Origin of the sequence: Achromobacter deleyi (assembly GCF_016127315.1) — a bacterium.
GTDB classification, from domain to species: domain Bacteria; phylum Pseudomonadota; class Gammaproteobacteria; order Burkholderiales; family Burkholderiaceae_B; genus Achromobacter; species Achromobacter insuavis_A.
The window spans coordinates 830,317-843,889 of the sequence record NZ_CP065997.1 but is presented as its reverse complement, the minus strand read 5'-3'; the positions used below and the strand labels follow the sequence as shown (position 1 = coordinate 843,889).

The 13,573-nt window shown below is 65.9% G+C and carries 11 protein-coding genes and 1 tRNA gene; 9 read left to right on the top strand and 3 right to left on the bottom strand.

Annotated features, from left to right (window positions below; all coding sequences use genetic code 11):
* Window positions 1-89: 89 nt before the first annotated feature.
* The 4 genes from I6I07_RS03780 (at window position 90) to I6I07_RS03765 (ending at window position 5,080) form a co-directional block, all read left to right on the top strand.
* Window positions 90-2,006: a PrkA family serine protein kinase gene (locus I6I07_RS03780; protein ID WP_420094580.1), complete on the top strand. Its 1,917-nt coding sequence runs from the start codon at window positions 90-92 to the stop codon at window positions 2,004-2,006.
* 12 nt (window positions 2,007-2,018) lie between these two features.
* Complete coding sequence (locus tag I6I07_RS03775) at window positions 2,019-3,278, top strand: YeaH/YhbH family protein (RefSeq protein ID WP_198485691.1); 1,260 nt, start codon at window positions 2,019-2,021, stop codon at window positions 3,276-3,278.
* Complete coding sequence (locus I6I07_RS03770) at window positions 3,275-4,825, top strand: SpoVR family protein (RefSeq protein ID WP_198485690.1); 1,551 nt, start codon at window positions 3,275-3,277, stop codon at window positions 4,823-4,825. The genes I6I07_RS03775 and I6I07_RS03770 overlap by 4 nt, the downstream gene beginning before the upstream one ends.
* 164 nt (window positions 4,826-4,989) lie before the next feature.
* Window positions 4,990-5,080: transfer RNA gene (locus I6I07_RS03765), tRNA-Ser, on the top strand.
* 163 nt (window positions 5,081-5,243) lie between these two features.
* Here the strand turns inward: I6I07_RS03765 and I6I07_RS03760 are convergent.
* On the bottom strand, window positions 5,244-6,101 hold the full coding sequence (locus I6I07_RS03760; protein WP_198485689.1) for a LysR substrate-binding domain-containing protein: 858 nt from the start codon (window positions 6,099-6,101) through the stop codon (window positions 5,244-5,246).
* A gap of 84 nt (window positions 6,102-6,185) precedes the next feature.
* Between I6I07_RS03760 and I6I07_RS03755 the strand changes: the two genes are divergently transcribed.
* The 3 genes from I6I07_RS03755 to I6I07_RS03745 all read left to right on the top strand — a co-directional run bounded on the left by I6I07_RS03755 (window position 6,186) and on the right by I6I07_RS03745 (window position 8,430).
* A complete protein-coding gene (locus tag I6I07_RS03755) occupies window positions 6,186-6,566 on the top strand; it encodes a tautomerase family protein (RefSeq protein ID WP_061072492.1) in 381 nt (126 codons plus the stop codon).
* Between the two features lie 345 nt (window positions 6,567-6,911).
* Window positions 6,912-7,688: a putative nucleotide-diphospho-sugar transferase gene (locus tag I6I07_RS03750; protein ID WP_232625892.1), complete on the top strand. Its 777-nt coding sequence runs from the start codon at window positions 6,912-6,914 to the stop codon at window positions 7,686-7,688.
* A gap of 85 nt (window positions 7,689-7,773) precedes the next feature.
* On the top strand, window positions 7,774-8,430 hold the full coding sequence (locus I6I07_RS03745; protein ID WP_198485688.1) for a DsbA family oxidoreductase: 657 nt from the start codon (window positions 7,774-7,776) through the stop codon (window positions 8,428-8,430).
* A gap of 6 nt (window positions 8,431-8,436) precedes the next feature.
* Here I6I07_RS03745 and I6I07_RS03740 read toward each other — a convergent pair whose 3' ends face one another.
* Together I6I07_RS03740 and I6I07_RS03735 are read right to left on the bottom strand one after the other, a co-directional pair.
* Entirely contained in the window at window positions 8,437-9,702 is a 1,266-nt protein-coding gene (locus tag I6I07_RS03740) for a hypothetical protein (protein WP_420094541.1), read from the bottom strand.
* 28 nt (window positions 9,703-9,730) lie between these two features.
* Window positions 9,731-10,723, bottom strand: a complete 993-nt coding sequence (locus I6I07_RS03735) for a Bug family tripartite tricarboxylate transporter substrate binding protein (protein ID WP_116520512.1) — start codon at window positions 10,721-10,723, stop codon at window positions 9,731-9,733.
* A 143-nt stretch (window positions 10,724-10,866) separates the two neighbouring features.
* Between I6I07_RS03735 and I6I07_RS03730 the strand changes: the two genes are divergently transcribed.
* A complete protein-coding gene (locus tag I6I07_RS03730; RefSeq protein WP_198485686.1) occupies window positions 10,867-11,772 on the top strand; it encodes a LysR substrate-binding domain-containing protein in 906 nt (301 codons plus the stop codon).
* Window positions 11,773-11,930: 158 nt separating this feature from the next.
* Complete coding sequence (locus tag I6I07_RS03725; RefSeq protein ID WP_198485685.1) at window positions 11,931-13,409, top strand: glutamate-cysteine ligase family protein; 1,479 nt, start codon at window positions 11,931-11,933, stop codon at window positions 13,407-13,409.
* Window positions 13,410-13,573: the final 164 nt, after the last annotated feature.

Here is a 13,573-nt window from a genome sequence, read left to right as displayed (position 1 = left end):
TAGTCACGCTGAAGCACTGAGGCACACAATGGGGACACGTAGGGACGTCATGGCTTTTTCGCGTGTTGTAGGAGGTTTCCGTGCAAAACATCGTCGAAGGCTTCAAGTCGCAGTATGCAAGAGAACAGGAATCAGAGCTTTCCCTAGAGGAATATCTGGACCTCGCCAAACGCGACCCGATGGCGTACGCCAGCCCCGCTGAGCGCATGCTGGCGGCGATTGGCGAACCTGAAATCGTGGATACGCGCAACGACCCACGTCTTTCCCGTTTGTTTTCCAACCGGACCATCCGGCGCTATCCGGCGTTCCAGGAGTTCTACGGCATGGAGGACGTCATCGGGCAGATCGTGGCGTTCTTCAAGCACGCCGCGCAGGGACTGGAAGAGCGCAAGCAAATCCTCTATCTGCTGGGGCCCGTCGGCGGCGGCAAGTCGTCCATCGCCGAACGCCTCAAGGTGCTGATGGAGAGCTTCCCCATCTACGCGCTCAAGGGCTCGCCGGTGAACGAGTCGCCGCTCGGCCTGTTCCATCCGGAACGCTTCGGCGACACGCTCGAAAAGGAATACGGCATTCCGCGCCGCTACCTCACGGGCATCATGTCGCCGTGGGCGGTCAAGCGCCTGAAGGAGTTCGACGGCGACATCTCGCAATTCCGCGTGGTGCGCCTGAACCCGTCGGTGCTGCGCCAAGTGGCGATCGCCAAGACCGAACCGGGTGACGAGAACAACCAGGACATCTCGTCGCTGGTCGGCAAGGTCGACATCCGCAAGCTCGACCGCCATTCGCAGGACGACCCGGACGCCTACAGCTATTCCGGCGGCTTGTGCCTGGCCAACCAGGGCCTGCTCGAGTTCGTGGAAATGTTCAAGGCGCCGATCAAGATGCTGCATCCGCTCTTGACGGCGACGCAGGAAGGCAACTTCAAGGGCACCGAGGGTTTCTCGGCGATCCCCTTCAACGGTTGCATCCTGGCGCACTCGAACGAGTCGGAATGGCAGACCTTCCGCAACAACAAGCACAACGAGGCTTTCCTCGACCGTATCTATATCGTCAAGGTGCCTTACTGCCTGCAGGTCTCGGAAGAAGTCCGTATCTACGAAAAGCTGCTGCATCACAGCTCGCTGTCGACGGCGCCGTGCGCGCCGGGAACGCTGGACATGATGGCGCAGTTCTCGGTGCTGACCCGGCTGAAGGAGCCGGAGAATTCCAGCATCTATTCGAAGCTGCGCGTCTATGACGGCGAAAGCCTGAAGGACGTCGACCCGAAGGCCAAGGCGCTGCAGGAGTACAAGGATTACGCCGGCACCGACGAAGGCATGAACGGGGTCTCGACGCGCTTCGCGTACAAGATCCTGTCCAGCGTCTTCAACTACGACCAGACCGAGGTGGCGGCCAATCCGGTGCACCTGATGTATGTGCTCGAGCAGCGCATCGGGCGCGAGGACTATCCGGAGGAAATCCGCCGGCGCTACCTGGAGTTCATCAAGGGCTTCCTGGCGCCGCGCTATGCCGAGTTCATCGGCAAGGAGATCCAGACCGCGTACCTCGAGTCGTACTCGGAGTATGGCCAGAACATCTTCGACCGCTACGTCACGTTCGCCGACTGCTGGATCCAGGACGAGGAATTCCGCGACCCTGAAACTGGCGAGAGCTTCGACCGCAGCGCCTTGAACGACGAACTGGAGAAGATCGAGAAGCCGGCCGGCATCGCCAATCCGAAGGACTTCCGCAACGAGATCGTGAACTTCGTGCTGCGGGCGCGCGCCAACAACAACGGCCGCAACCCGACCTGGACCAGCTATGAAAAGCTGCGCGAAGTGATCGAGAAGAAGATGTTCTCGAACACGGAAGACCTGTTGCCGGTGATCTCGTTCAACGCCAAGGCGTCGGCCGAGGACAAGTCGAAGCACCAGAGCTTCGTCGACCGGATGGTGGAAAAGGGCTACACGGAAAAGCAGGTCAGGCTGCTGTGCGAGTGGTACCTCCGTGTGAGGAAGTCTTCCTGAGCGAGGTGAATCATGAATTCACTGATCGATCGCCGTCTTAACGGGCGCAACAAGAGCGCCGTTAACCGGGAGCGCTTTCTGCGGCGTTACAAGGACCAGATCCGCAAGGCGGTCCACGGGATGATCCGCGACCGCTCGATCCAGGACATGGATCAGGGCGGCGAGATCAACCTGCCCGCCCGCGATATTTCCGAGCCGACGTTCCGGCACGGCGCGGGTGGCGACCGGGAAATGGTGCATCCGGGCAATCGCGAGTTCGCCAAGGGCGACACGTTCGACCGGCCTCAGGGAGGAGACGGCCAAGGCGGGTCCGAGCCCGGCGAGGGCGAGGCGGTCGATCAGTTCACCTTCAGCCTGTCGCGGGCCGAATTCCTGAACCTGTTCTTCGAGGACCTGGAACTGCCTCACCTGGCGCGCACCCAGCTGGGCGAGGTCAGTCAGAAGAAATGGCAGCGCGCCGGCTACACCACCACCGGCTCGCCCAGCATGCTCAGCATCAGCCGCACGCTGAAGTCGTCGCTGGCGCGGCGGGTGGCGCTGAGCGTGAAGGCGCGCGCCGATCTCGAGGACGCGGAAGAGCGCCTGGCCAAGGCCAAGGCGGCGGGCGAGCCCGCCGACCAGATCAAGGCCCTGGAGCAGGATGTCGAGGACTGCCGCGAGCGCCTGGCGCGCGTGCCGTTCCTGGACGACCTGGACTTGCGCTACCGCAACCGCGTGTCGGTCGCGATCCCGATGGCGCGCGCGGTCATGTTCTGCCTGATGGACGTGTCCGGCTCGATGGACGAGGGCAAGAAGGACCTGGCCAAGCGCTTCTTCACGCTGCTGTACCTGTTCCTGTCGCGCAAGTACGAGCACGTCGACCTGGTCTTCATCCGCCACACGGACAACGCCGAGGAAGTGGACGAGCAGACCTTCTTCTACGATCCCAAGAGCGGCGGCACCATCGTGCTGTCGGCGCTGGAGCTGATGCGCGAGATCGTCGAGAAGCGCTATCCGCCCACGGCCTGGAACGTGTACGCGGCGCAGGCCAGCGACGGCGACTCGTTCGGCGCCGACGCGGGCAAGAGCGCGCGCTTCCTGGCCGAGCACCTGCTGCCGGCCACGCGCTACTTCGCCTATATCGAGGTTCCCGACTCGCAGGAGGCGCGCAAGAGCAGCCTGTGGGCGGAATATGAACAGAAGCTGGCGCCGCATTTCGTGATGCGGCGGATTTGCGATCGCGGGGAAATCTATCCCGTGTTCCATGACCTGTTCAAGAAGGAAACCGCATGAATGCCATCCTGGGCGCACTCGTGGAGCCGGAGTCGGCCGGCAGCCCCCGGCCGCTGTCGCAAGGTTCCGAATGGACGTTCGAACTGATCCAGTCCTATGACGACGCGATCTCGCAGGTCGCGCGCGAATACGGGCTGGACACCTATCCGAACCAGATCGAGGTCATCACCTCGGAGCAGATGCTGGACGCCTATGCGTCGGCGGGCCTGCCGATTGGCTATCCGCACTGGTCGTACGGCAAGGAGTTCATCCGCAACGAGCAGTTCTATCGGCGCGGCATGCAGGGCCTGGCCTACGAGATCGTGATCAACTCCAACCCCTGCATCGCGTATCTCATGGAAGAGAATTCCATGACGATGCAGGCGCTGGTGATCGCGCACGCCTGCTACGGCCACAACTCGTTCTTCAAGGGCAATTACCTGTTCCGCCAGTGGACCGACGCCGATGGCGTGCTGGACTACCTGGTGTTCGCCCGCAAGTACGTGATGGACTGCGAGGACCGCTACGGCATCGACGCGGTGGAGGCGCTGCTGGATTCCTGCCACGCGCTGTCGCACCATGGGGTCGACCGCTACAAGCGGCCCACGCCGATCTCGTACAAGGAAGAGGCCGCGCGCCAGGCCGAACGCCAGGAGCACGCGCGCCTGCAGTACAACGACCTGTGGCGCACGCTGCCGCGGCTGGAGTCCGACAAGGACGAGCGGGTCGCCGCGTCGGTGTTCCCGCCCGAGCCGGAAGAGAACCTGCTGTACTTCATCGAGAAGTACTCGCCCAAGCTGGCGCCGTGGCAGAAGGAGCTGGTGCGCATCGTGCGCAAGGTCGCCCAGTACTTCTATCCGCAGACCCAGACCAAGGTGATGAACGAAGGCTGGGCCACGTTCTGGCACTACACCATCCTGAACCGGTTGCACGAGAAGGGGCTGGTCAACGACGGCTTCATGATGGAGTTCCTGCAGAGCCACACCAACGTCGTCAGCCAGCGCGGCTTCGACGAGCGCGGCTACGGCGGCATCAACCCGTACGCGCTGGGCTTCGCGATGATGTCGGACATCCGCCGCATCTGTGAAAAACCCACCGACGAGGACCGCCGTTGGTTCCCCGACATCGCCGGCAGCGACTGGCTGAAGACGCTCGACTTCGCCATGCGCAATTTCAAGGACGAGTCCTTCATCTCGCAGTACCTGTCGCCGCGCCTGATCCGCGAGTTCCGCTTCTTCGCGATCTCCGACCACCAGGCCAATCCCAAGCTGGAAGTCGCCGCCATCCATGACGACGACGGCTACCGCGACATCCGCCGCCTGCTGGCCGCGCAGCACAACCGCGACAACCAGGTGCCGGACATCCAGGTGGTCCGTTTCAACCGCGACGCCGACCGTTCGCTGGTGCTGCGCCACCTGAAGAGCCGCGGCCGGCCGCTGGCGGCCGAGGATGCCGAGCAGGTGATGAAACACCTGGCGCGCCTGTGGGGGTTCCGCGTGCGACTGGAGGAGACCGAGCCTGACGGCACGGTCGGCTCGTACCGCGAGCAGGATCCGCCTAACGCCTGAGCGATGGAGGCTCGGAGCCGCCATGGCCTGGCCGGCGCGGGCTCCGGTAGCAAAAAGGGGATGCAATGGCGTCCCCTTTTTTCTTTTCCCGCGCCGCCAATGCAGCTTTCTTGCCGATCTGCTAGAATCGCGGATTCGCATTTTTCGCAATGCGTACCGGATCAGGACAGGTGGCCGAGTGGTTGAAGGCGCACGCCTGGAAAGCGTGTATACGTCAAAAGCGTATCGGGGGTTCGAATCCCCCTCTGTCCGCCAAGAATTTCACAAGCGTTGCCGCGCGGTCATCCGCCCGCTGCTTGCCCCCAAAACCCGCATGAACATTGGTTCTGCGGGTTTTTTGTTGCCTGGCGAGAACCGGCCGTAAGCGACGTTCCCCCTCCTTGGGTGTTCAAGCGGCCCGTGGCGTCGCTTCGAACGATCAGCTTCGCACCGCGCCGCGAAAGGCCGCCGAGAGCGCGGCCAGCGCATCCCGCGCGCGGCTGTCCCTGACCCGGGTATGCAGCAGGATGGGCAGCCGCGGCAGATCCGGCAGCCCCAGCCTGGGGCCGACGTCGACCGCGCCGAACGGCACCATGCGCGGGGCAAGCGCCGCCACCCCGAGCCCGGCCATGACGGCGGCGGCGACCGTCATCACGCCGCCACCGACGAACACTTCGGTCCAGGGTATGCCGGCCGCATCGAGCAGTTGCTCGGCCAGGGCCCGCACGCCACAGGGCTCGGCCATCGTGGCCAGCGGCAGCGGCTCACCGGCCCGCTGTTGCCATCCGGGCATGGCGAACCAGCCGAACTGTTCTTCGGCGAGGATTTCCCCATCGCCGCGGCCGGCCTGGAAGCGGACGATCACGGTATCGAGCTCCCTGTGGTCGAAACGTTGCAGCAGCTCGGCCGACGAGCCGATCCGGATTTCGATCAGCAGCCGGGGATCCTGCGCGTTCATGCGTGCGATCAGCGCCGGCAGTTCCGGACCCGCGACATGGTCGCTGATGCCGATGGCGAGACGCTGCCGCGTTCCTGCAACCACCGAGACCGCCCGGTCGTGCGCCTCGATGAGCTTGCGCGCATGCTCGAGAAAGGTCGCGCCATGGGTCGAAAGCTCCACGCGCCGGGGCGTGCGTTCGACGAGCCTGAAATCCAGCCGTTCTTCGAGCCGCTTGAGCTTCAGGCTGATCGCCGCCTGGGTGGTCTGCAGCGATTCGGCGGCGCGGGTGAAACTGCCCAGCTCGGCGATGCGGATGAAGGCTCTGACCGCCTCCAGGTCGAGGGCGCGCTTGGTCATTTCAAAACTTTATCGTTGAAATAAGAACGCATACATTATCAGAATGGATAATGGGCAGCGGGACCACCAAGGAGGAAATTTCCCATGCCGTTCGCTCATATTTCGTTGCGCTCCGGAAAGCCGGAGGCCTACAGGCAAGCGATCTTCGACAGCGTTTATCGTGCGCTGCGCGAGACATTCAATGTTCCCGAAGATGACCAGTTCATGGTCATGACCGAGCACGAGGCCGCGAATTTCCGTTACGGGGCGACCTACCTCGACATCGCTCGAAGCGACGATCTGGTGTTCATCCAGATCACCGCGAACAACACGCGTACGTTGGAACAGAAGAAGGCGCTGTTCCGGCGGATTGCGGAATTGCTTGGCGAAGATCCCGGCCTGCGGCCCGAGGATGTGTTCGTGAACCTCGTCGAGGTGCTGAAGGAAAACTGGTCGCTGGGAGGCGGCCTCGCGCAGTACGCCTGATCCGGCCGACCACGGCGCCGACGTCGCCGGGATTTTCCCGGCGCGCGTTGGGCCTTGCCCGGAAAGCAGGTTGAAAGTTCTGTTGGGCCTGAAAAGGCCTTTCAGAGGGAAGCGCCGCACAGAATTATTTCAGCGTGGCGATTTGAATTTCGACTGATTGCAATTGCGTCGACGCGCATCGCGTCGATTCATAAACTTCGCCTGCGCTTTGCTCCCGCGCCGGTACCGCCCGCACCCTCGTGCGTCGCGTTACGGCGGAAGAAGCGTTGTGCGAGCCTGCCCCCGCTGTCGACATGACGTCGCCGGTACGCCCGCTTTGCCTGATCTTGAAAAGCGTGGCGCATCATGTTCGATTGGTTTCGACGCAGGTGGTTTGGCTGGTCCGCGGAGCAGGCGCGAGGGGTTCCGAGCTTTCCGGGGCCCGAAACGGTGGCGCCGGGCGGGCGACGAGGCAGCGCCACGGGCATGGTGGTGGCGTTTTTCACCCGCGACAGCATTTACGAGGCGGAAAAGAATCGCCTGCTGCGCTCGGCGCAACGGCTGGGGCTTGCCGTCGACGCCGAGCCGATCGAATCCACCGGGTCCTGGGTGCGCAATGCGTCCATGAAGCCATCGGTGCTGGTTGCCATGCGCAAGAAGCACACGGGGCCGCTGCTGTATGTCGACGTGGATGCGGTGTTTCATCGCGATCCGTGGCCGACGCTGGCCGCGTTGGACTGCGATATCGCCGCCTACCATGAGCCCGGCGGCCAGTTGCTGAGCGGCACGCTTTTCATCAACCATACGGCGGGCGCGTCCGCGCTGTTGCAAGCATGGGCGCGGGCCTGCGCGGAGAATCCCGACGAGTGGGACCAGCGGGTGCTGGAGCGCCTGCTGGCCGAGGACGCCTCGTCCGCCGAGCCGCGTTATCGGCAGGCGCGGCTGCCCGTTGCCTATTGCTGGATCTTCGACAAGACCGACAATGCGGCGTGCGACGAGGTGTTCATCGAGCATCTGCAGGCCAGCCGCGAGGCCAGGCGGCGCAAGCGCCTTTTTGGCAGGGCGGTGCGCGCGGTCAGGCGGCGCCGCGACCGCGTGCGCGCGATCGAGCGGATCCTGTTCGATCGGAAAGCGGCGCGCTAGGCGGCCCGGCCCTGGCGCGCCCAGGGTTTCTTCAATGTGGCGCCGTGGTTTGGTCTACGCTTGGGGACTGTTCCCGGAGAGTTCCATGTCCAAGATCACTGTTGATTTCGTGTCCGATGTCGCCTGCCCCTGGTGCGCGGTCGGCCTGGGCGGCCTGCTGGCCGCGATCGAGCGGGTGGGCGACGAGGCCGAGGTCGAGTTGCATTTCCGGCCGTTCGAGCTCAATCCCGACATGCCCAAGGGCGGCCAGAACACCATCGAGCGCCTGATGGCCAAGTATGGCTACAGCCGCGAGCAGGTGCAGGCCAATCGCAAGGTGATCAGCGAGCGCGCCGCGGCGGTCGGGATGCGCATGCGCATGCGCATGGGCGACGACAACCGCTCGTTCAATACCTTCGATGCCCACCGCCTGCTGCATTGGGCCGGCCTGGAGGGCCAGGGCAGCCAGACGGCGCTGAAAAAGCGCCTGCTGGAGACCTATCACTTCGACAACCAGGACACCAGCGACGTCGAGGTGCTGGTGCAGGCGGCGGCCGACGCCGGCCTGGACGCGGCCGAGGCGCGCGCGGTGCTGGCCTCGGGCCGCTACAGCGAAGAGGTGCGCAAGGAAGAAGCCGAATGGCGCGACCGCGGCATCACCTCGGTGCCGTCGGTGATCCTGAACGGCAAGTACCTGGTGTCCGGCGGCCAGCCGGCGGACGTGTTCGAGCAGGCGCTGCGCCAGGTCGCGCGCGAAGGCTGAGCGGCGTCAGGCTTTCACGATCGGCGCGACGTCCAGCACGTACATCTGGCGTTCGCCTTCGTGCACCGAGTCCACGCACACCTGCGTGCCGTCGCGGCTCCAGCGCGGATGCAGGTCGCAGCGGTTTTCCTTGGACAGGGCCGGGTCGGCGTAGAAGCTGCCGAGGTCGTGGCGTTGCCCGGTGCGCATGTCATAGAGGAACAGGATGCGTTCGTGGGTGACGGGATCGGGATAGGTGTCGCTCAGCAGCCAGCGGCTGTCCACCGGTGAAAACGTCATGTGGCCGTTCTCGGTGAGAACGCCGTCGCCCACCACCTGCACCTGTCCGCCGTCGGCGTCTTCGTACAGGTGGTAGTGGATGCGGCCGGCATGCGGTCCCCAGACAATGATCGAGCGGTCGTCGCGCCACAGCGGATGCGAGATCTGGTATTCCGATTTCTCGTAGTCGAAGGTGCCGACCGCGTCCGGATCGAAATCGTCGGCCAGCTGCGGCAGCGGGTGGTCGGAACATTCCAGCAGGCGCATGTCGCTGCCGTCCGGGTTCATGGTGATGAGGCGGTGCAGGAAGCAGGTCTCGTCCTCGACGCGCTCGGTCCAGCGATGCAGGAACAGGATGCGCGTCGACGAGGGGTTGACCTCGATGTGGCTGACCCAGTGGATGGCGCGTTCCATCGAGGCGCGCGGATGGAAGTTGCGCAGGTCGGCGTAGCTGACCAGCAGGCGGTGGGCGCCGCTGTCCAGGTCGAGCGTGTGGATGCCGTCGTCGGCCGGCGCGTTGGCCACCGGCGCGGGCGCGTGTTCGCTGTAGCCGATGGTCTGGTGCGTGATGTAGAGCCGGCGGTAGTCCACGCACAGCGCGTAGCGGCTGTCGGGGGCGGCGACGTAGATCGGCAGCGGCAGGTAGCGGGTCTGGCCGGTGACGAGGTTGTGGACCGCCGAGCGGAATCCGGGATAGAAGCCGCCATCGTCGTCGCGCCGGCTGTTGTAGATCAGCTGCGGCTCGGCCTGGCCGTCCAGCCACTGCAACTGGCAGCCCATCTGCCAGTTCCAGGCGGTGGTGGCGCCGACGGCGTGGTAGCGGTCGCCGTCCTGCAGGTCGAAGTAGCCGACCTCGGCGCGCAGCCCGGGCGTGAGGACGGCGTCCTTGACCGGCGTGCGGTTGGCCAGCAGGTAGCGGCCGCCGCGGTGCCAGACGGTCTTGTTGTAGTAGCCGAAGAAGTGATGCCAGGGCGCGTCTTGCAGGCGGCGGCAGGCGATGGCGGGAGTGGTCATGCGACTCATCAAATGAAGAATGGGAAGGTCAGCCGGCGCTGATGTGTTCGGTCTCGATGACCTTGTTCCAGCGCGCGCGTTCGCGCTCGACGAAGTCGCGCGCCTCGGCCGGGCTGTTGCCCACGGGCGTCATGCCCAGCCGCTCGAGGCCGGCGCGGAACGACGGATCGGCGTAGACGCGGCGCAGGTCGGCGCTGATTTTCTCGATCAGCGCGTCGGGCACGTCCTTGCTGGCGGCCAGCGTGGTCCAGGACGTCACGGTCAGGCCCGGCAGGCCGGCCTCGGCGGCGGTGGGCACGTTGGGCAGCGCGGCCGAGCGGGTGGCGCCGGTGATGGCCAGCGCCTTGAGCTTGCCGCTCTGGATGTAGCCGATGGTGGTGGGCACGTTCTCGAACAGCAGCTGGATCTGGCCGCCGAGCAGGTCGTTGATGGCGGCCGAACTGCCGCGGTAGGGAATGTGCACGATCGGGGCCTGCGAGGCCATTTTGTAGAGTTCGCCTACCATATGCACCGAGGAGCCGACGCCGGCCGAGCCGAAGTGCAGGCTGTCGGGCTTGGCCTTGGCCTGGGCGGTCAGCTCGGCCAGGGTGTTGGCTTCGAGGGTGGGGCTGGCCACGACCACGTGCGGCATTTCGGCGACGACGGTGATGACCTTGAGATCGTCGGCGGGCCGGTAGTTCAGGTTCTTATAGACGCCGTAGGTGGCATGCAGGCCGATGGAGCCGAGCAGCAGGGTGTAGCCGTCGGGGCCGGAGTCGGCGACGTACTTGCCGCCGATATGGCCGCCCGCGCCGGGACGGTTCTCGACCACGACCGGCTGGCCGTAGAGCTTGCCCAGGTGTTCGGCCAGCAGGCGTCCCTGGATGTCGGAGCTGCCGCCCGCGGTGAACGGCACGATGATCCGTAACGGATGTTCCGGATAATTGGCTTGGGCCTGGGCGGCGAACGGCAGGGCCGCGCTCGCCAGGGTCAGGCAAAGGGCTTGCAGGACGCGGCGGCGCCAGGGACGGCTTGAACGCATGGTATTTCCCCTACAGCGGTTGGTTTTTCGTTGAGGCGCGGAACAGGAGCACCCGAAGAGCCACGAGTGTAGGAGTGGCTAAGTATTTGAAAAAATTCTTTTTTCGGCATAGTCTATGCAAGTTTGCTATACCCTGTGACCCCATGAGCCGACCGCTGAATTTCCGTCAGATCGAAGCCTTCCACGCGGTAATGCTGGCCGGCACCACCACCGGCGCGGCGCAGATGCTGCGCACCACGCAACCGTCGGTGAGCCGCCTGCTGGCGCAGGCGCAACAGGCCAGCGGCCTGAAATTGTTCGACATGGAGCGCGGCCGCCTGCGGCCGACGCGCGAGGCCAAGGACCTGTTCGATACGGTCAAGCGCCACTTCGTCGGCCTGGAGCGCATCGAGGACCGGGTGGCCGCCATGCGGCGCAGCGGCAGCGGGGTGTTGCGGCTGGCCTGCACGCCGGCGCTGGGCCTGGGCATGCTGCCCGGCGCGGTCGAGGAATTCGCGCAGCGCTATCCCGACGTGCACATCAACATGCAGACCGTGGGCAGCCAGTATCTGCGCGAGGGGCTGCTGCATGGCACCTATGACGTGGTGGTGACGACGGTGCCGCTGGATGGCGCGCACCTGTCGCTGCAAAGCCTGCACGAAAGCGCCGCGGTCTGCGTCATGCGGCCGGACCATCCGCTGGCGGCGCTGCCGGCCATCGGCATCGCCGACCTGAACGAACGCCGGCTGCTGGTGCTGAACGCCGACGACGACGTCTACCTGCAGTTGCGCGGCGCGATGCTGGCGCATCAGGTGCAGCCGGTGTCGGAAATCGAGACCACGTATTCATCGACGATCTGCGCGCTGGCCGCGGCCGGCACCGGCCTGGGGATCGTCAATCCGTATATCGCCGACGTCTTCGCGCAGCAGCTGGCGATACGCCCGTTCATGCCCAGGCTGCCGGTGCGGGTCTGCATGGCCTATCCGGCGCAGACCGCGCCGTCGGTGGTGACCGAGGCCTTCGTCGACATCCTCACGCGGCGCTTCCAGGACATGGCCGAGCCCGCCTGAGGCGATCTCGCCGGCCGCCGGGGAACGGCGGCGCCATCGGTGTTACTCAGCTTGCGGCGCGCCCTGCGCCAACAGAACAAGGAGACAGTCTTGATGCACGCCGCCACCCTTTCCGTTCCGGACCGCCGGAGCTGCCCGCGCGCCGCGGGAGCGGCGCGATGACGCCGCGCGCGGGACGCACGCTGGGGCTGGAAATGGAGATGGCGGTGGCGCGGCGCGATACCGGCGCCAGTCACCCGGTGGGCGGCTACTTCGAGGCGCTGGCCGCGATCAAGGCGGCACGTGGCGAGGCGCCTGGCCTGACGCGCATCGGCGAGCGCATCGTCGGCGTGTCGGTGGCGGCCGGCGAAAGCGGCCTGGACAACGGCTTCAACCTGCTCGAGACCGCGTTCGCGCCGGTGTCCGAAGACGACGGCGGACTGGCCGAGCTGGCGCGGCGCACCATGCTGGAACTGCACGATGCCAGCCGCGCGCTGGAAGCGGAAGGCGCGGTGCTGCTGAATGCGTCGGAACATCCGGACTGCACGCTGGACCCGTCGTGGTACGCGACGGTGCACGTGCCGCGGCCGATCTACCGCGAGCTGGTGGGCCACCGTGAATGGCTGCATCGCGTGGGCATCGATGCCAAGGCGCAGAACAGCCCGTGCACGTCGGTGGACGTGACGCAGGCGGCGCGCGCGCTCAACGTGGTGCTGGCGCTGGCGCCGGCCAGCATCGCGATCTTCGCCAACAGTCCGCTGGAGAACGGCCGCGCGACCGGCCTGAAGGAAAACCGGCTGACGGTGTGGGACCGCATGTTCCGCCATTCGCGCTATGCCGGCGACTACCACCTGCAACGCCTGCCCGAACGGCCGTTCGTGGACCTGGGCGATTATTTCCGCTGGATGTTCGCGCCCGGCACCGCCAGCCGCTGCCTGCCGCTGGCGACGGACGATGGCTACAAGTCGGCCACTGGCGTATACCTGCGCGGGTCGCCCTGCCTGTCGGCGTTCCTGGCGTCGGACGGCTGGCCGGGCCGGCGGTCGGACACCGGCGAGGGCGTCACCATCACGCCGCAGGGCGCGCATTTCGAGTATTCGCAGTTCGCGCATTTCCTCGATGCGCGCTGGCGCTATCGGCTGGCGACGCCGCCATCGCTGGAGGCGCTACGTGAAGCCTGGCGGCGGCCGGGCGGCATCGAGGAGCTGTACGCGCAGCTGGGCGCCAGCGGCTACATCGAAGGCCGCGCGCCCGGCGCCGGCTTCGCCGACGCGCAATTGCTGCGCGAGGCGGGACGCGAGGTGGCGACGACGCTGGTGATGGCGCCGTCGGCGCTGCAACTGGGATTGATGCGCAACTTGCCGCAAGCTGAGGATCTGTTGCGGTCATGGGGCTGGCTGCGCCTGCGGGCCATGCGCGCCGACGCCATGCGCGACGCGCTGCACGATCCCGCGGTGCATGCCCTGGCCGGCGAGGTGCTGGCGGTGGCCGAAGGCGGGCTGGCGCCGCAGGAACGGCATTGGCTCGGCTATGCGCGTTACGCGGTGGATGCGCGCAGCAGCGGCGCGGACCGGCTGCTGCGCCTGTGGCGCGAGCTCGATGGCGATCCGCGCCGCCTGGCCAAGGTGTGCGAGGCCAGGGCGGCGGTGCCGCTCTGAATCGCCCGCTGTCCTTGTGTCCATGCTCGAAGTCCGGCAGCCGCCGCAAGCGGCCCAGGCGTTCGAGCTGCCGAGGCTTGGGATTCGCGCGGCGCGGGTGCCATAATGGCGCTTCGTCCATCTCGCGCTTCGCGCGGCCGCGCCCGGCGCGCCGGCATCGCCAC

What these genes read in the sequence shown, in the direction of transcription:
- I6I07_RS03730 (WP_198485686.1), top strand. Translation starts at nt 10,867, where the DNA reads ATGAGCCGACCGCTGAATTTCCGTCAGATCGAAGCCTTCCACGCGGTA.
- I6I07_RS03725 (WP_198485685.1), top strand. Translation starts at nt 11,931, where the DNA reads ATGACGCCGCGCGCGGGACGCACGCTGGGGCTGGAAATGGAGATGGCG.
- I6I07_RS03775 (WP_198485691.1), top strand. Translation starts at nt 2,019, where the DNA reads ATGAATTCACTGATCGATCGCCGTCTTAACGGGCGCAACAAGAGCGCC.
- I6I07_RS03745 (WP_198485688.1), top strand. Translation starts at nt 7,774, where the DNA reads ATGTCCAAGATCACTGTTGATTTCGTGTCCGATGTCGCCTGCCCCTGG.
- I6I07_RS03760 (WP_198485689.1), bottom strand. Translation starts at nt 6,101, where the DNA reads ATGACCAAGCGCGCCCTCGACCTGGAGGCGGTCAGAGCCTTCATCCGC.
- I6I07_RS03735 (WP_116520512.1), bottom strand. Translation starts at nt 10,723, where the DNA reads ATGCGTTCAAGCCGTCCCTGGCGCCGCCGCGTCCTGCAAGCCCTTTGC.
- I6I07_RS03770 (WP_198485690.1), top strand. Translation starts at nt 3,275, where the DNA reads ATGAATGCCATCCTGGGCGCACTCGTGGAGCCGGAGTCGGCCGGCAGC.
- I6I07_RS03755 (WP_061072492.1), top strand. Translation starts at nt 6,186, where the DNA reads ATGCCGTTCGCTCATATTTCGTTGCGCTCCGGAAAGCCGGAGGCCTAC.
- I6I07_RS03750 (WP_232625892.1), top strand. Translation starts at nt 6,912, where the DNA reads ATGTTCGATTGGTTTCGACGCAGGTGGTTTGGCTGGTCCGCGGAGCAG.
- I6I07_RS03740 (WP_420094541.1), bottom strand. Translation starts at nt 9,702, where the DNA reads ATGACCACTCCCGCCATCGCCTGCCGCCGCCTGCAAGACGCGCCCTGG.